The sequence below is a fragment of the Pantoea sp. E2023-21 genome, from assembly GCF_051302795.1.
GTDB classification, from domain to species: domain Bacteria; phylum Pseudomonadota; class Gammaproteobacteria; order Enterobacterales; family Enterobacteriaceae; genus Pantoea; species Pantoea ludwigii_A.
This window is the reverse complement of sequence record NZ_CP195345.1, coordinates 276,618-293,409: the sequence shown is the minus strand read 5'-3', so window position 1 is coordinate 293,409 and position 16,792 is coordinate 276,618. Positions and strand designations below refer to the sequence as shown.

Annotated in this window: 19 protein-coding genes; 8 read left to right on the top strand and 11 right to left on the bottom strand. The window is 52.1% G+C overall.

The features are described from left to right. The first annotated feature begins 122 nt into the window (after positions 1 to 122). From paoA to ACRQ84_RS20355, 4 genes are read left to right on the top strand one after another with little or no spacing between them, the layout of a single operon-like run. Positions 123 to 791, top strand: coding sequence for an aldehyde dehydrogenase iron-sulfur subunit PaoA (gene paoA, locus ACRQ84_RS20370; protein ID WP_064740305.1), 669 nt, complete (start codon positions 123 to 125; stop codon positions 789 to 791). After that, positions 788 to 1,738: an FAD binding domain-containing protein gene (locus ACRQ84_RS20365; RefSeq protein ID WP_483818412.1), complete on the top strand. Its 951-nt coding sequence runs from the start codon at positions 788 to 790 to the stop codon at positions 1,736 to 1,738. The genes paoA and ACRQ84_RS20365 overlap by 4 nt, the downstream gene beginning before the upstream one ends. 3 nt (positions 1,739 to 1,741) lie before the next feature. Further along, entirely contained in the window at positions 1,742 to 3,940 is a 2,199-nt protein-coding gene (paoC, locus tag ACRQ84_RS20360; protein WP_483818411.1) for an aldehyde oxidoreductase molybdenum-binding subunit PaoC, read from the top strand. 29 nt (positions 3,941 to 3,969) lie between these two features. Further along, positions 3,970 to 4,881, top strand: coding sequence for an XdhC family protein (locus tag ACRQ84_RS20355; RefSeq protein WP_483818507.1), 912 nt, complete (start codon positions 3,970 to 3,972; stop codon positions 4,879 to 4,881). A 6-nt stretch (positions 4,882 to 4,887) separates the two neighbouring features. On the opposite strand, the gene ACRQ84_RS20350 is transcribed toward ACRQ84_RS20355, so the two are convergent. Next, on the bottom strand, positions 4,888 to 5,451 hold the full coding sequence (locus tag ACRQ84_RS20350; RefSeq protein WP_483818410.1) for a nucleotidyltransferase family protein: 564 nt from the start codon (positions 5,449 to 5,451) through the stop codon (positions 4,888 to 4,890). Positions 5,452 to 5,695: 244 nt separating this feature from the next. Between ACRQ84_RS20350 and ACRQ84_RS20345 the strand changes: the two genes are divergently transcribed. Continuing rightward, a complete protein-coding gene (locus ACRQ84_RS20345) occupies positions 5,696 to 6,178 on the top strand; it encodes a MarR family winged helix-turn-helix transcriptional regulator (protein ID WP_483818409.1) in 483 nt (160 codons plus the stop codon). 82 nt (positions 6,179 to 6,260) lie between these two features. Continuing rightward, positions 6,261 to 6,467 carry a hypothetical protein gene (locus ACRQ84_RS20340; RefSeq protein WP_155726412.1) on the top strand — a complete coding sequence of 69 codons (207 nt, stop codon included), beginning with the start codon at positions 6,261 to 6,263 and terminating at the stop codon, positions 6,465 to 6,467. Between the two features lie 18 nt (positions 6,468 to 6,485). On the opposite strand, the gene ACRQ84_RS20335 is transcribed toward ACRQ84_RS20340, so the two are convergent. Then, positions 6,486 to 6,758 (bottom strand): hypothetical protein, encoded by a 273-nt coding sequence (locus ACRQ84_RS20335; protein ID WP_483818408.1) that lies wholly within the window; start codon positions 6,756 to 6,758, stop codon positions 6,486 to 6,488. A gap of 293 nt (positions 6,759 to 7,051) precedes the next feature. On the opposite strand from ACRQ84_RS20335, the gene ACRQ84_RS20330 reads away from it, so the two are divergent. Beyond that, a complete protein-coding gene (locus tag ACRQ84_RS20330) occupies positions 7,052 to 7,273 on the top strand; it encodes a hypothetical protein (protein WP_064740014.1) in 222 nt (73 codons plus the stop codon). A 44-nt stretch (positions 7,274 to 7,317) separates the two neighbouring features. Here ACRQ84_RS20330 and ACRQ84_RS20325 read toward each other — a convergent pair whose 3' ends face one another. The 9 genes from ACRQ84_RS20325 to ACRQ84_RS20285 all read right to left on the bottom strand — a co-directional run bounded on the left by ACRQ84_RS20325 (position 7,318) and on the right by ACRQ84_RS20285 (position 16,100). Then, positions 7,318 to 8,385 (bottom strand): ABC transporter ATP-binding protein, encoded by a 1,068-nt coding sequence (locus ACRQ84_RS20325; protein ID WP_064740013.1) that lies wholly within the window; start codon positions 8,383 to 8,385, stop codon positions 7,318 to 7,320. A gap of 3 nt (positions 8,386 to 8,388) precedes the next feature. Further along, on the bottom strand, positions 8,389 to 9,213 hold the full coding sequence (locus ACRQ84_RS20320) for a carbohydrate ABC transporter permease (RefSeq protein WP_483818407.1): 825 nt from the start codon (positions 9,211 to 9,213) through the stop codon (positions 8,389 to 8,391). 9 nt (positions 9,214 to 9,222) lie between these two features. Beyond that, positions 9,223 to 10,146 carry a carbohydrate ABC transporter permease gene (locus ACRQ84_RS20315; RefSeq protein ID WP_483818406.1) on the bottom strand — a complete coding sequence of 308 codons (924 nt, stop codon included), beginning with the start codon at positions 10,144 to 10,146 and terminating at the stop codon, positions 9,223 to 9,225. 24 nt (positions 10,147 to 10,170) lie between these two features. Continuing rightward, positions 10,171 to 11,442, bottom strand: coding sequence for an ABC transporter substrate-binding protein (locus ACRQ84_RS20310; RefSeq protein WP_483818405.1), 1,272 nt, complete (start codon positions 11,440 to 11,442; stop codon positions 10,171 to 10,173). Positions 11,443 to 11,462: 20 nt separating this feature from the next. Further along, complete coding sequence (locus tag ACRQ84_RS20305; protein ID WP_483818404.1) at positions 11,463 to 12,629, bottom strand: PLP-dependent transferase; 1,167 nt, start codon at positions 12,627 to 12,629, stop codon at positions 11,463 to 11,465. Continuing rightward, complete coding sequence (locus tag ACRQ84_RS20300; RefSeq protein WP_064740008.1) at positions 12,616 to 13,326, bottom strand: FadR/GntR family transcriptional regulator; 711 nt, start codon at positions 13,324 to 13,326, stop codon at positions 12,616 to 12,618. The genes ACRQ84_RS20305 and ACRQ84_RS20300 overlap by 14 nt, the downstream gene beginning before the upstream one ends. Positions 13,327 to 13,765: 439 nt before the next feature. Next, the gene (locus ACRQ84_RS20295; RefSeq protein WP_483818403.1) at positions 13,766 to 15,193 is read right to left on the bottom strand and encodes an arabinose isomerase; all 1,428 of its coding nucleotides are present in this window, start codon (positions 15,191 to 15,193) and stop codon (positions 13,766 to 13,768) included. A gap of 144 nt (positions 15,194 to 15,337) precedes the next feature. Continuing rightward, complete coding sequence (locus tag ACRQ84_RS20290; protein ID WP_483818402.1) at positions 15,338 to 15,679, bottom strand: hypothetical protein; 342 nt, start codon at positions 15,677 to 15,679, stop codon at positions 15,338 to 15,340. A 160-nt stretch (positions 15,680 to 15,839) separates the two neighbouring features. Continuing rightward, the gene (locus ACRQ84_RS20285) at positions 15,840 to 16,100 is read right to left on the bottom strand and encodes a biofilm/acid-resistance regulator YmgB/AriR (RefSeq protein WP_064740005.1); all 261 of its coding nucleotides are present in this window, start codon (positions 16,098 to 16,100) and stop codon (positions 15,840 to 15,842) included. A 377-nt stretch (positions 16,101 to 16,477) separates the two neighbouring features. Between ACRQ84_RS20285 and ACRQ84_RS20280 the strand changes: the two genes are divergently transcribed. Next, the gene (locus tag ACRQ84_RS20280; protein WP_483818401.1) at positions 16,478 to 16,759 is read left to right on the top strand and encodes a hypothetical protein; all 282 of its coding nucleotides are present in this window, start codon (positions 16,478 to 16,480) and stop codon (positions 16,757 to 16,759) included. The last annotated feature ends 33 nt before the right edge of the window (positions 16,760 to 16,792 follow it).

Sequence of the window (16,792 nt, the reverse complement as noted above, 5' to 3'; positions counted from 1 at the left end):
CGACTATGCTTAACCTTCTAAAACCATACAAAAATAAGTTGTATCCCAACATTTAACCCTTTTACTGGAGGTTTGGCATGAGCAGCCAACACGTAACAAAACCTCTCCACAATGCCGGCGGAATGCGAGTAATCAACCGATTATCGGCAATTGATGGACAAAATCACTTTAACCTTTCACGCCGCAGCCTGCTGAAAGTCAGTGCTGCCACGGCAGCAACCGCGTCGTCAACGGTGGCATTTGGTGCAGGCACCACGGCAACTACGCCCGCACCATCCAGGGTGCCGGTCGGCTTCAAGGTCAACGGCATACATCATCAACTCGATGTAGATACCCGCACCACGCTGTTGGATGCGTTGCGTGAAAACCTGCATCTGACAGGCACTAAAAAAGGGTGTGACCATGGCCAATGTGGCGCCTGCACGGTGATGGTTAACGGACGCCGCATTAATTCGTGCCTGACATTAGCCGTGATGCAGCAGGATGCTGAAATCACCACCATCGAAGGATTGGGAAATCCTGACGCGCTGCATCCCTTGCAAGCCGCCTTTATTAAGCATGATGGCTATCAGTGCGGTTACTGCACGCCAGGTCAGATATGTTCATCAATGGCGGTGTTGGAAGAGATCAAAGCCGGTATTCCCAGCCACGTTACGCACGATTTGGTCTCATCACCGCAGGTCACCGCAGAGGAAATTCGCGAACGCATGAGTGGCAATATCTGTCGCTGCGGAGCCTATTCCAACATTCTCGCGGCGATTGAGGAGTATGCGGAGGGACTGGAATCATGAAAGCTTTCACTTATGAACGGGTTAAATCCCCCGCCGAAGCGGCAGCCAGCGCACAGCAGCATTCAAACGCCAAATTCATTGCTGGCGGCACCAATCTGCTCGATCTGATGAAACTTGAGATCGAAACGCCTTCGCATCTTATTGATGTGAATGGCCTTGAGCTGGATAAAATCGACGCGACGGCGGAAGGCGGTTTACGCATCGGCGCGTTGGTGCGCAACACTGACCTGGCGGCCGATGCGCGCATTAGACGAGATTATGGCGTGTTATCGCGCGCGTTAGTGGCGGGTGCTTCAGGGCAGTTGCGTAATCAGGCGACAACCGCAGGGAATTTGCTGCAGCGTACGCGTTGTCCTTACTTTTATGACACCAATCAACCGTGCAACAAACGTTTACCCGGTAGCGGCTGCGCAGCGCTGGATGGCTTCAGTCGTCAGCATGCGGTTGTCGGCACAAGCCAGGCCTGTATTGCCACACACCCGAGCGATATGGCAGTAGCGATGCGTTTGCTGGATGCCGTGGTGGAAACAGTCAGCCCAGACGGCCGTGAACGTAACATTCCGATTGCTGATTTTTATCGTGCCCCCGGAACCACGCCGCATCTGGAGACCGTGCTCAATCCTGGCGAACTGATTGTCGCGGTATCACTGCCTGCACCGCTGGGCGGTACGCACATTTATCGCAAGGTGCGCGACCGCGCATCCTACGCGTTTGCACTGGTTTCTGTCGCTGCCATCATTCAGCCAGATAAATCCGGGCGCGTGGCGCTTGGCGGCGTGGCACATCAGCCGTGGCGACTTGAGGAGGCGGATAATGCGGTTATTCACGGCGCGCAGGCGGTGAACGATCGTCTTTTTGCCACGGCGCAACCGACCGCGGAAAACGCGTTCAAGATCATTCTGGCGCAGCGAACGCTCGCTTCCGTGCTGGCAGAAGCGAGAGGATAAATCATGAAATTCGAAAAACCCGCAGGTAATAACCCGATTGATCAGCTCAAGGTGGTCGGACAGCCACTGAATCGTATCGACGGACCGCTCAAAACCTCCGGCCTGGCGCATTATGCTTACGAATGGCATAGCGAAGCGCCTGATGCAGCTTACGGTTATGTGGTGGGTGCGCCCATCGCCAAAGGAAAAATCATCGCCATTGACGTGCAGGCAGCAAACAATGCGCCGGGCGTATTGGCGGTGGTTACGGCTAAAAACGCAGGATCTCTGGGTAAAGGGGATAAAAATACCGCTCGCTTACTGGCTGGCGACACCATCGAACACTATCACCAGGCCGTAGCCTTGGTGGTTGCCGAGACCTTTGAACAGGCGCGTGCAGCGGCCAGTTTAGTTAAGGTGGATTATCAGCGTGCTCAGGGTGCTTATGATCTTGCGCAGCAGAAACCCGCCGTGACGTCCGCACCCGAAAGTGAGCCTGATAAGAGCGTCGGTGATTTCACCGCTGCTTTTGCTGCTGCAGAAGTGAAGCTGGATGCGCAATACACTACGCCCGATCAAAGCCATACCGCTATGGAACCGCACGCCTCGATGGCAACATGGGAAGGCGACAAACTCACCGTTTGGACGTCGAACCAGATGATTGACTGGTGCCGCACCGATTTAGCCGCCACGCTCAACATGCCGATGGAAAAGATCCGCATCATTTCGCCCTACATCGGCGGTGGTTTTGGCGGCAAGCTTTTCCTGCGTAGCGATGCGGTGTTAGCTGCACTTGGCGCACGCGCAATTAAACGTCCGGTCAAAGTGATGCTGCCACGACCGCTGATCGTCAATAACACGACGCATCGACCGGCAACCATCCAGCACATCCGTATTGGTACGGATAAAGCAGGCCACATTCAGGCCATCGCGCATGAAAGCTGGTCGGGTAATCTGCCGGGTGGCACACCGGAAACCGCCGTGCAGCAGACGGAACTGCTTTACGCGGGTGCCAACCGTTTTACCGGATTGCGACTGGCAACGCTTGACCTTCCCGAAGGGAACGCGATGCGTGCTCCAGGCGAAGCGCCGGGACTGATGGCGCTGGAAATTGCCATCGATGAAATGGCGGAAAAAGTGGGCATCGATCCTATCGCATTCCGCATCCTCAATGATACGCAGGTCGATCCGGCCAAACCCGAGCGCCCTTTCTCACGTCGCCAACTCGTCGAGTGTTTGAATACCGGCGCCGAGCGGTTTGGCTGGTCACGTCGCAACACTAAACCGGCGATGGTTAAAGATGGACGCTGGCTGGTGGGCATGGGCGTCGCGGCAGGCTTTCGTAATAACATGGTGGCGCCTTCCGGCGCGCGCGTGCATCTGGATGAAAAAGGCATCATCACCGTTGAAACCGACATGACTGACATTGGTACCGGCAGCTATACCATCCTCGCTCAAACGGCAGCGGAGATGATGGGTGTACCGATTGAGCGTGTGGTGGTCCGCTTAGGCGATTCAGACTTCCCTATTTCTGCCGGTTCCGGCGGTCAATGGGGTGCAAATACCTCAACCTCCGGCGTTTACGCCGCCTGCGTGAAATTGCGCGAAGCGGTAGCCAGCAAACTGGGCTTTGATGCGCAACGCGCGACTTTTAGCGACGGTCAGGTGCATGACGCAGGCAAAAGCGCGCCACTCGCCCACGCCGCCGCAGAAGCCACCATCACCGTAGAAGACACCATCGAATTCGGTGATCTTGATAAGCAATATCAGCAATCAACCTTTGCCGGTCACTTTATTGAAGTCGGTGTAGATACCGCCACCGGCGAAGTGCGCGTGCGTCGTATGCTGGCAGTTTGTGCCGCCGGACGTATTCTCAATCCCAAAACCGCGCGTAGTCAGGTAATTGGTGCCATGACGATGGGGCTTGGCGGCGCATTGATGGAAGAACTGTTCGTCGATGAGCGGCTGGGTTATTTCGTCAATCACGATATGGCCGGCTACGAAGTGCCGGTTCACGCTGATATTCCGCAGCAAGAGGTGATTTTCCTCGACGACACCGACCCCATTTCCTCACCGATGAAGGCAAAAGGTGTGGGCGAACTGGGCTTGTGTGGCGTCAGCGCGGCAATCGTGAATGCCATTTACAACGCCACTGGCGTACGTGTGCGCGACTATCCGGTCACGCTGGATAAGTTACTTAAAGGCCTGCCCGCCCTTGTATGAAGCGAAGGAGAATCGCAGTGCAGCAGCTAATGATTGACGACGATCTGCAACAGCAGATCAAGCCGCAGCAAGCTTTGCAAACTGACGATAGTGAAGCCATTCTGCGCTTCGCACTGGAAGCGATGCAGGCTAATTTCGCCAGCGTGCTGGTGACATTGGTGGAGATTCGCGGTGGTGCCGCCCGCGCATTGGGGGCGCAGATGGTGGTTCGGGAAGATGGCCGCTATTGCGGCTATGTTTCCGGCGGGTGCGTGGAAGCGGCAGCGGCTTACGAAGCGTTGGACGTCATCGCCTGCGGGAAAGATCGGTTTGTCACCTATGGCGAAGGATCGCCCTATCTGGATATTGTGCTGCCCTGCGGCGGCGGCATTACTCTCGCTTTTCATCGGCTTCGTGATGCGCAGCAACTGATCAGCGTGCTGGATTTACTGGCAAAACGTAAAACCGCTGCGTTGCGCTATCTGCCGAACTTTCAGCGGCTGGCCATCGAGGCTACCGTTCAGACCACGGGCTGGGAGGATGAAGCCTTTATCACCTGCTATCAGCCAAAAACCCGTGTGGTGGTGCATGGACGGTCGGTCGAAGCGCTGGCGACCCGCGCCATTGCAGAGGCCGCCGGTTATGCGGTGCAATCCGGTGACGATGTGGAGGCACAGCCTCTCGATCAATTCACGGCGGTGATCCTGCTGTTTCACGATCTGGACCGTGAATTGCCAGTGCTGCTGGCAGCCATGCGATCAACGCCCTTCTATATCGGTGCGTTAGGCAGTCGGCGCACGCATGCCACGCGGGTTGAGAAACTGCTGGCACAAGGTTTTAGCGATGAGGACATTGCGCGAATCAAAGCACCCATTGGCATATTTGCGCAGGCGCGTGATGCTCGCACTCTTGCCCTTTCCATTGTTGCGGATGTCGCCGCGGCCCGGCTTAATATGGTTTAACCGGCTTCATACCACATCGATATCACGGCCGACATCAGCGTTCGCTTCCAACGTTAACAGCAGTTTAGGATGCAAAAGCGATCGGCCGCCTTCATCTCCGGAGAGATTGCGCAGCGCCTCGGCAAAGGAGTGATTAAACCCGACTGGATGCCCAGGTTTACCCTTATTACTTAGCCGCACCTGCGCGGCGCCCTGCTCCAGTGCGCTTAACACTTGCTGATAATCTGGCGCGCCGATCCACGGCATATCACCAAGAGCAATTATCCAACCCTGCCAGTTTCCGGTTGCTGCAACGCCCGCAGCAATCGACTCGCCACTGCCGCCACTTTCACATAATACAACCTGCACGCCAGCTGTTTCTGCATGCTGGCGCACAGCCAGATAGTCGGGACGCGTCACCAGCGCCACCGGCACGCCGCTTATCTTTGCCTGTTCAATGACCGTTTCAATTACCGTCAGCTCACCGTCGCCCATACTGGCGAGCAATTTATTGCCGCTGCCGCCGCTGGCGATATAACGCGAGCCTTTGCCCGCCGCGAGGATGAGAATGCCAGGTGTTGTTTGCTTCATCAGTTTCAAACCTCACAGTTCAAGCGATTGTCGTTGCATCGTCGACGTCCTATTCAGGAACGCCAGCATAGCAAAACGCGTAACTAACCGCTTTACAGTCAAATCCGTACCAGGCTAATGAATTATGGTGATAATAAACCAAAATGCCTGCGTTTAAATTGAATTGACTACAATCTAATTTATGTCAATATAGTCGCGTTTTTGCGTCTTACGACTGCAGCTCTATTCTAAAATTAGTGGTGATATGAAAGAGTTAAATGATGAAGTTTGCTGTGTAAGTCCAGAGAGTGAAGCGCCGGTCACGGTTGATCAGTTTCTCTGCTTCGCGCTTTATTCCGCATCCCTTGCGATGACCAAACTTTATCAGTCAAGATTGAAGCCTTTGGGACTGACCTACCCGCAGTATCTGGTCCTGCTGGCGCTGTGGGAAAAAGACAAGATTACCGTTTCAGAGTTAGGCGCACGCGTGCAGTTGGATTCGGGAACACTGAGCCAACTGTTAAAAAGAATGGAGCAGTCTGGTGTCATTTGCCGAAAAAGAGATGTGGGTGGCGATGAGCGTAGAGTGCTGATCTCTGTTACTGAGCAGGGTCAACAGCTGAAAATAGCCGCTGCCGGCGTCCCCGCCGACATGGTGTCAGTGATGGATACGCCGTATGAAGAACTGGTTGATTTAACCGCCAGAGTGTCAGCGTTACGCCAAAAACTCATCAGGGCACTTCCCTGACGGCACGTAAGTAAGACATTCCCATTAATGTTTAGGAACAGGCTGAAAAATGTTAATTAGCAAAGGAATTGAGGAGAAGGTGATGTCAGATGATAAAGCGGAAAATATGGATGATATCCATGCTGTCATTGGCCGTGCGGTGTCATGCCTGCTTAACTCCGATCACCCTTTGCAACTTGATATCATCACTGCGCTTCTCAAACAGCATCAAGAAGTTGCATCCGTTCAGCAGAAGCCAGATTATGACAACGCAATCAACATCATTGCGGAAAAGTGTTTAGCGTCGTAGCAAAGGGTAGAGATTCACTCAGTGTTTTTTTTGATTCGCGGTATAAACCGGCATCGCCACACTGGAATCCTTAGCATCGCTTAACTTATTCGTCCTGACGCTGTGATTTCTGACATCCTCCAGTGCGCGTTGGCAGGCGACTCTCCGATAAACTTCCTCTTCAGCTTCCGCCATAGATTCGAGCTTAGTGATGAGAGCTGCGGAGGATACAGTGACAGCATCCTCTAAGAGTGCAATAAGCGCCTCACCTATCATTCTATCTTTCATCTGTTCATCGTAACTGCTGGTCATTTAATTCTCTGTGTCGTCATTTAAATTAATCATTAGATCTATTTAACATTGGTATTGTTATATCGAGAAAATCAACGGGCGTCTGTCAGGTTAAGAGAAAACAATAGTTTTGTAAAACCGAATCTATATCGGCAGCCTCCTTTTCCCTGGCCTGACTATTAACGCTCACAAAATAAGCTTTATATTTTAGCAAAATATCTTTGTTTACAGTTTATAACAGTGCCTTTTATTCCGCTGACTACACTGGATGCGTGTTGCTTGCGCTTTATTAACTTAAAAAAGGAATAAATCCAGTGCGTAAACTTTCTCTCATTGTATTAACTGCGGGCGTGCTGCTATCGGTAACGTCGCAGGTGGAAGCTAAAGGATGCATTAAAGGTGCAGTTGTCGGCGGCGTTGCGGGTCACGTGGCCCATCACGGTGTTGCTGGCGCGGCGGCGGGTTGTGCGGTGGGGCATCATATGGCTAACAAAAAGCAGAAAGAGGCTGACAGCAAACAGCAGCAAACCAAGTAATAACGCGAGCCGCCTGAGAGATAACAGGCGGTTTATTTCACAAGTTATAAACGCTTTTGCGAATCGGCATCAAACAACATCGCGCGATCAGCATCAATCGTTACTGACAAAATATCCCCTGCCTGCGCACCAGAACGTTGCGTGGTGAACAGCATGATGTCATGTCCCAATAACGACCCATGAATCAGCTCGGATAATCCGGTTGGCTCCACCAACGACACCTCCAGCGGCAGCACATTGCGTGCGCCCGGTTCGGCAATCGTCACGTTCTCGGGTCGAATACCATAAATAACGTCTCGCCCGACCGGGTGATCCACCCAGCGCCCATTCAGTGGCAGTTGCGCGCTATCGCCAATACGCACACTGTCAGCAGTCATTACGCCATTAATGAAATTCATTGAGGGCGAGCCAATAAAGCTGGCAACAAACTTGTTAGCCGGCGTGTCATATAACTCCAGCGGTGTACCGACCTGCTGAATCACACCGTTGTTCAGCACCACAATACGGTCAGCGAGCGTCATGGCTTCAACCTGATCGTGCGTCACGTAAACAATGGTGTTGTTCATCTGCTGATGTAGCTTCTTTATTTCGACGCGCATCTGACCACGCAACTGCGCATCGAGATTTGAGAGCGGTTCATCAAACAGAAACACCTGCGGCTGACGCACGATGGCGCGCCCCATCGCTACGCGCTGGCGTTGGCCGCCAGATAACTCTTTTGGACGGCGATCGAGTAAATGCGTCAGACTAAGAATCTCTGCCGCGCGCCTGACCTTCTCTTCAATTTCTGCGCGCGGGCGTTTCTGAATTTCCAGACTGAAGCCCATATTGCGCGCCACCGTTAAATGCGGATAAAGCGCATAACTTTGGAACACCATCGAGATATCGCGATCTTTGGGTGCCACATCGTTCATCAACTGATTACCGATACGAATATCGCCGTCGCTCGCCAACTCCAGCCCGGCGATGGTGCGTAACAGCGTCGATTTTCCGCAGCCAGATGGGCCAACCAGCACCACGAACTCACCATCTTTAATGGTGAGATTAATATCGCGCAGCACCTCAACGTTGCCATAGCGCTTGTCGATCTGTTTAAGCGTGATTTCAGCCATAATTTACCCCTTAACCGCACCGGCGGTGAGTCCCTGAACCAGATAGCGTTGAATAAAGGCGAAGAACAGACAGGCAGGAATCAGCGCCAGCACCACCGCCGCCATCATTTCTCCCCAGGAAACGGCAAACTTCGACACGAAACTGAGCAGCCCAACCGGGAAGGTCATCACCTCATTTTTGTTGATTAGCATGAGTGAGAACAGCAGCTCGCTCCATGCAGCGGTAAAGACAAACCCCAGCGTGGCCGCCATACCCGGCAAGGTCAGCGGCATCAGCACACGATACAACGCCTGAAAACGCGTGCAGCCTTCCAGCATCGCCGATTCCTCCAGATCTTTAGGTATGGCATCAAAGAAGGATTGCATCAGAAACGTCGCAAACGGCACGTTGAACGCGGTGTAGAGAAGAATCAGCCCCAGCAAGCTATTGGTCAGGCCCAGCGGCGCCATCACCTTGTAAATCGGGGCGATGATCATCACCAGTGGGAACATCTGCGTGAACAGCAGCAGCCCGGCGATCAGCACTTTGCCGCGAAACTGGAAGCGCGAAAAGGCATAGCCAGCTGCAGCGGCAATCAGCGTGGTGAGAAACGCGGTACTAAACGAAACGATAAGACTGTTGGTAAAAAACGTCGGGAAATCACTGTCGGTCAGCACTTTTTTGAAATGACCGAACGTCACTCCGCTCGGCAACAGCGTGACGCCCTGGCTAAACAGGAGGTGGTCCGGCGTCAGCGAAATTTTGATGATCCAGTAGAGCGGAAACAGGGCGAACACCAGATACGCCGCAATACTTAGACGATGGCCAATCAGCGGTAACAGTCGCATAGTCGCTTCCTATTTCAGCAGCTGATGGCGAATGCGCAGTAACACCAGCGCATAGCAAGTCATCAGCAGTAACAGAAACACCGCCATCGCCGAGGCATAGCCAAAGTCGAGCTTGCGATAAGCGGTGGTGAAGATGTAGCTGGAGAGAATGGAGGTCGATCCCGCCGGCCCGCCATCGGTCATCACCACAATCAAATCGGCAAAATTGGCGATCCAGATGGTACGCAGCATCACGGTGATGGCGATCATCGGCGCCAGAAACGGCAGCGTGACGCGGCGAAATTGCTGCCAACCGCTGGCACCGTCAATCGAGGCTGCTTCGTACAGGTCTTTGGGGATCGACTGCAGCGCCGCCAGCAGCGTGATGGCAAAGAACGGAATACCAAACCACACGTTGGCGATCACCGGTCCCCACATCGCCAGCTGCGGATCGGACAGAATATTGTACGGCTCACTCAGCACGCCCAGGTCGCTTAGCCACTGTGGCAGCGGCCCCACCACCGGATTGAACAACCATGACCAGGTCAACCCAGAGAGAAACGCGGGAACTGCCCACGGCAAGAACACCAGCGCCTGCACCCAGCGGCGAAAGCGAAATTCGCGGTTGAGCAGCAGCGCCAGTGCCAGACCGAAGAAGAACTGCAGCAACAGCGAGCTGAGCGTCCAGTTAAGCGTGTGCCCCAGCGCTTTAAAAAAGCGCCGATCGTCAAACATTTCCGTAAAATTGTCCCAGCCTACCCAACCGGTTTCCATCGGATTCAGTAGGTTGATGCTCTGAAACGCATAAGAAATGCCGATCGCCATCGGCACAAAAATGAACAAGGCGATCAGCAACAGGCCAGGCGACAAGTACCACCACGGTTCAGCCAGCCGAGACCAGCGCAAACGGCGGGCACGCGAGGTGCTATTGGGCAGAGAAGCATCAAGCATCATAGGTAAACTCCCGGTTGTTCAACGTTACTGCGTGGCAAGCCAGGCTTTCTGCTCTTTGCTGAGATATTTCGCCCAATCTTTCACCATGTTTTCGGTATCGTTCTCGCCCAGCAAGGTTTCCTGGCTGCTCTCTTTCACAATGACCGAGTTAAAGTAGCCCCAGCCTTTCAGATGGGTGGGCATTGTGAGCGGCACATAGTTAGGATCGTTCAGCTCTTTGAACCAGCCCGCGAACTGCGGCGTCTGGTAGAACGGGTCCTGCTCTGCACCTTTGTAAATCGGCAGCGTGCCAACGAATTTTGACCATGTGAGGTTGTTGGTTTTGTCACTGAGGAAGGTAATCAGCGGCCAGGCAAGATCCTTCTGTTTGCCCTGCTTGAACATCGACCAGCCCGTGTAACCAATGGTCGGGAAAGCTTTGCCAGAAGGACCGACCGGCATTGGCGCCACGGCAAAATCATCGGCCGCCATGCTGTTTTTGATGGCGATCAGCGCATCTGGATCCTGATCAAGCATCGCGCATTTACCCGAATAGAAGCCCGAGACGATCTCATTGAAGCCCCAGTTGACGCTGTCTTTCGAGGCGCCGCCTTGCTGGTACATATCCACCAACAGCTGCGCACCCTTTATTGCGCCCGGCTCGGTCAGCGTGCTGTTACCTTGTTTGTCAAAGAACTCGGGTGAACCGTTCATCGCCGCCATAAACATCATCCAGGCGTTGGTGCCACCCACGCCACCGCGCATGCAGTAACCGCTGATGCCATTGCCTAACTTACTGATGCGTTGCGCATCGCTGGCAAACTCCTCCATGGTTTTGGGCGGTTCATTTAAACCGGCCTGCTGGAACAGCTTTTTATTCCAGAACAGCGCACGCAGATAAAAACCGTACGGCACCATGGTGGCTTTGCCGTTGGCAGCACGCGCCATGGCCAGCGTTTTATCCGTGAGCTGAGGCGTGGCGTCCCAACTTTTCAGGCGCGGTTCGAGGTCTTCCAGCATGTTATTGCTGGCATACAATCCTTGCCAGGTATCCGGCATCTCCACGACATCTGGTACCTGACCGCTTTGCAACATGGTGCCGAGCTTTTCAAATGCCTGTCCCCACGGTAGGGAAATCAGTTCAATCTCCGTGCCGGGATGCTGCGTTTTATATTCATCGAGCATTTTTTGCAGCAGCGCGGTACGCGGCGGGCTGGTGATCACCTCAACCACGGTAAGTTTGGCGGCGAGACTGCTCATGGCCGCACTTAAACCTACGGCTAATACGAGTGTTTTCAGAGCAAAACGTTGAGTCATGACGGTTCTCCGGTAAGTGATTACGCGCGATTGGCGCTGGCAAGGGCTTGCTGCAAATCGGCCCACAAATCGTTGGTCTCTTCGAGGCCCACCGAGATGCGGATCAGGCGCGGTGAGACGCCGAAATCCACCGCCGAGTTAAATTCACTGGCCTGGTTGATGACAGAAATCGCCGGCATGACCAAACTTTCAAATCCCCCCCAACTCACGCCCATGTGGAATAACTCAAGCGCGTTACACAACTGTGGAATATCCACCTGCTCCGCCACTTCAAAAGCAAACAGACCGCTGTAGCCACGCAAGGTGGACCACGACTGGGGCTTTAGCCCCGGATGACACACGTCCGTCACCAGCGGATGTTCCACCAGTTTTTCCGCAATAGTGAGCGCACTCTGGTGATGCTGTTTCATGCGCAGCGGCAGCGTGCGCAGGCCGCGCATCAGCAGTGAGGCTTCATGCGCCGAGAGTTTGCCGCCAAGATAAGGACTGATGTAACGGGTAATGTTGTTGATGTGCTGCTGGCTAGCGATCACCAAACCGGCCACCACATCGCTGTGACCGCTGATGTATTTCGACGCCGAGTGCACCACGATATCGATGCCACACAGCAGCGGCTGCTGGAAAATCGGTGAGGCCCAGCTGTTATCAATGATGCTGATGACGCCCGCTTCGCGTGCCATCGCAGCGAGTTTATTCAGATTCTGTTCACTCATTACCCAACTGGAGGGACTTTCCAGATACAGCAGACTGGCATCCGTTAATGCCGCACGCATCGCGCCTTCGTCATCACCGTCCACGAACTCTGTAACGATGCCAAAGCGCTGGCAGAAGCCACGCAGGAAGCGGTAGGTGTCGGGATATACGTGATTGACACACACCACTTTTTTGCCCGGTGCCACCACGCTAAGGATCGCATTGCTGATCGCCGCCATGCCGCTGCCAAACGCCAGGCAGGCTTCGCCCCCCTCCAGCGCCGCCATTTTGTCCTGCAGCGCTTTTACCGTTGGGTTATCGACGCGCGAATAGAGCGGCTGATCGCTCTCACCGCGAAAGCGCGCGATCATGCTGTCGTAATCGCTAAACGTAAACAGTGAAGATTGATAAATCGGCGTAGTGACCGCGCCTTTTTCATGGCGTTCGTCATGCGTTAGCAGCGTTTGTTGCGGAATCGGCTTATCGTTTGGCATTAATTACATCCCTCATGTCGCGTTCGGTGATATCGAGTATTTGATGGCAGATGGCGCGCGCCGCTATGCAATCGCGTTGGCATATAGCGTTGAATAATTCACGGTGCAGCGGGAAAGAGTCAGAAAACAGCGCCTGTTCCGGCGGTGATTCGAAAAATGCATGAAATGAGTCGTAGATGCCGTTGAGCATTTGCAGCAGCAGAGGGTTACCGGCTGCGCGATAGATACTGGCATGAAATGCCCAGTCTTCCGCCCCGGCAGAACCAATCGCCAGATGCACTTTTTCCATCTCTTCGAGACGTTGCTCGATTTCGATCAGATCCGCAGCTGTGGCGCGCTGTGCCGCCAGCACGCAGGATTCAGATTCAATAATGCGGCGCACTTCCAGCGCGTGGAGCATGTTGGCAGAGTCGTTTTTGAAGCGCAGCGACAAGAAACTGTCATTGACGTCCACTTCCGCCTGCAAAAAGGTGCCGCTGCCCTTTTTACGCAGAATAATGCCTAGCGCTTCCCAGCGTTTGAGCGCTTCACGCACCGTATTACGGCTAACGCCAAGCTTCTCCGCCAGCACACGTTCTGGTGGCAAGCGGCTGCCAGGCTGCGCACCCGACTGCGCCATATAACGTGTCAACGCATCGAGAATCAGCGTATCGCTGCGCGGCGTGGAAATAGGATGAAGCTCAACCGGTATCTGCATAGCATTGCCTTAATTGGTCCAACATCTCTACCAATTGATTAGCAACGCGCATGCCAGGTTATTAATACGCTGAATTGAATGAATTTTATACGGTGTGATAAGCGGATGTTATGCGTTTTACTGGTGCAAACATGGGGATTTTGCACCAGATGAGGACGGGAAAGGTATGGCTTTGGTCTTCAGCAGTTTTAGCCCCCGATAAGATAAGCGCTATTAATTATTCAAATCTTGCCAGCGCTAATAAACCCGAAGCGCTGGCTGTCGGGGCTGTTATTTCATTTGGCAACCGGCGTTGTTCAATGGGCTTATTGTATTCGGCGCAAAAGGTGTCCACCTCAACGTATTGACGATCGTCACGATAACAGCCGTATATTCCCTAGCGGCGCGATTTATCGCGCAATGAATTGCGCCGCTACGATGCCTGCACGTTGTTAAAATACTAAGCGATGCGCTTTGCCTGGATATTCAGCAATCTCGCAATGTTCACTATCACCTCGCCAAGATGGCCGCGACCAATCGCGCAGTGATGTGCTGGTCCACCTTCACACCATGATTTAGTGAAGTCCCGCGCGCTGAGGGCAAAGCGATAATTACTGTTGGTATTACCGATATCCAGCGTTTCACCCGCTACAGCCTGGCCTTCCGCATATTGCAGCGTGATGCTGCTATCGCGATGCTCAACCACCGATAAAAAGGTCACCGGACCGTTAGCAACATTCATCTGAATGGAAACCCCTTTCCCGGGTTTGCCGTGATAGACCGGTAAAGGCACCAGCCGAACTTTTGCCGTAGACATTGCAGGATGAGCCGGTCCGTCATGTCCCCACTGCACGGTTTCGTCTCTAAAGTTGATGCCATAAGGTTCTGAAAAAGATCCGCCCGCATGCAGAAGGCTCAAGATCTTCATCGCAATGACATTTTTAATTTCACACTCACCGGCAACGGGAATGCCCCGGTTCGTCAGCAAGGTATTACCGGCGATGACGGAAGTGACGATATTTTCATGATCGGAACCAGGCGCGCCTTCATAATAATAAGCCAGCGCACCCAGCTTATGGCGTTCGACCAACTTATCGAGTGCAATTGCTGTGCGTAATGCGCGTTGGATTTCAGTCTCTTCGCAGGTGTGATCAACCTCCAGCACGCTGAACAGCTCATCCCTTTTTGCCCGGTATTCGCTTTCTTCATGCTGACAGGCGAGCGCCACTAACTCACAAAATTCCACTATTTTGAAGCGTACGCCAAAGCGCCCAGAAAGATTGGTGATATCTGAATACACATCATACATGCCGTTATAGTAGTGACCTGCAATGCCAATGTGCGTCTGTTTGAGTGCCCGAACCACATACGCCGCGTTAAGCCAATTGGCTATTTGCCGCCATGCCACATCGTCATCCAGATAACCCACAACCAGTTCATGTTGAATGCCGATTCGCTGAAATACATTAACCAATTCTGGCGCGGTACATGCCTGGCAATGCGCCAACCATTGGCCAGTGCGAGCGGCGCGATCGGTCAGTGCGTTGATTTCCCGACAAGGCACCAACATTTCAGGTTGTAGCGCTAAAATCAAAACGGGCTTATTCAGATTCTGCACCAGAGGAAGAACGGTGGAACTTAGGGCATAGGTCGTGATGTATAAGACCAGGAGGTCAACACTCTCTGCAGCAAACAACTGCGTCGCTTGCTCAATTTTCTCACTGTTATCGATCAGCCCCGCATCCACGACGTCATTACCGTGCGTGCTTAATCGCTCGGCGACCACAGCAAGATACTGCTCAAGTTGTGCTTTGAGCCCAGCAAACTGTGGCCAGTAGGTTTCAAGACCGATGCCAAAAAGTCCGACTTTGATGTTGTCCACAACCATTCCTCGCACTGGAAAGAGAAGCTTTCTATTGTGCGAATTTTTGCTGGGGAAACCTGTGTCATGCAGACAGCAACAATCAATTTATGGCAGGAGGTCAATAATCAGCTTGTACTGGCTCGCAGATTTAAATTTCGCGCTTATCGACTACCAATGATTACTGTTACGCAAAAAATCCGCATGGGCCGGCAAAATTTCCAGATCGTTTTTTTTGCTGAGTGCCTGAGAAGTCATATTGCGAGATAACGGCTTCATCTCGCGCACTTTCATTTCGCGATTAACTTTAGGTAACCACTCTTGAAACTGGTTAGCATAAGAATCCGCTAAATTTTTATCATGGGTACGCCCCACAAAAAGTTTACTTTTAGCCAGCCGGGAAATGTCAGTGGCATATATCTCAAAGTGTTCTCCGCACTGTTCAATTTCAATAGCGGTGAAATGCATATTAGGCCAGAAACTTACTTTTGCTGAAAAATTGCTGTAATTCATAAAATATCACTTATTATTGGAATTTAACTGCTTGCCAGGTTCGTCCTGGTCGGTCCAGTTATTATAACGCATTAAGCATGGTAGTAGACTGTCAGATAAATCCTGAACTCTAAAATCAAAAATAGGTTTATATCAACAGCCCTATTTATTGCTATTTTTCTTAACTTAAAAAGCTTTCATCATCCGGCGTTTTTCCTACCACAATTTGAAGCGTATTACGCAGGCAATCCTGGAAAGCGGCATCATTTGTGCACTCCAGTTCGGCAAGCAGGTAAGCGATAATGCTTTTATTAGTAACAGTTTTTTTGTCAGCTATGATAGTGGTGATGATGGAACCCAAGATCTCAGCTTCCGATCGTAGCTGAACAGAACCACAATTGAAGTAGGTTATGAAGTCAGTGTTAATATTAATTTTTTGCATACGTTTCCCCTGGCGACTGCAGCGCCAGCATTTTATTTAGTGATAAAAATCTTAATGGAATGGTCTGAAAATCAAGACCACTAAAAAGTTAACGAGTCTGATTGATTTTGCTATGAGGGGAATAATCTTAATTTTAGAGAAAATTTCTATCAAGAGAGCCTGCTGAAGTTAACAATTGAACGCGTGGGTTTCAGGGTGGGAAGTTATCTTGTCACCGCTTGACGATGAAAATATACAAACACCGAATAAGAGTACAGAATTTTATTTTCATAAAAACGCTGTTAATTTAAGCAGTTAAAATAAAGTCAACCTTAACAGACAGTTGCGTGATAGTTAGGTACCTAAGAGAATTGTAAATTAGTCATAAGGTATGATTAATGTCCTATTCAAGCTACGTATTACCTGCTCCTGATGCTGGATATTTAAAGAGAAAAATCTCATTGGGCGACGGTAATATTAACGAAGCGGTAAACTACCACGTTATTAGCCCGGTCCAACATTCACATATAAAAAAAGCCGGTAATCGTGCGCGGTACAAAGTAGAGGGACCACACAAATCAGGCTGTAATCTGGCCCCGCTGCCGGAAGCAAAAAACGCCAGACGCGACAGCATTTTATACGCGCTTGAGCGGCGGGAGTCAGAACGCACTGCTATTTAAGCAAGTCAATTTACGCTTCACATTTGCAAAAGT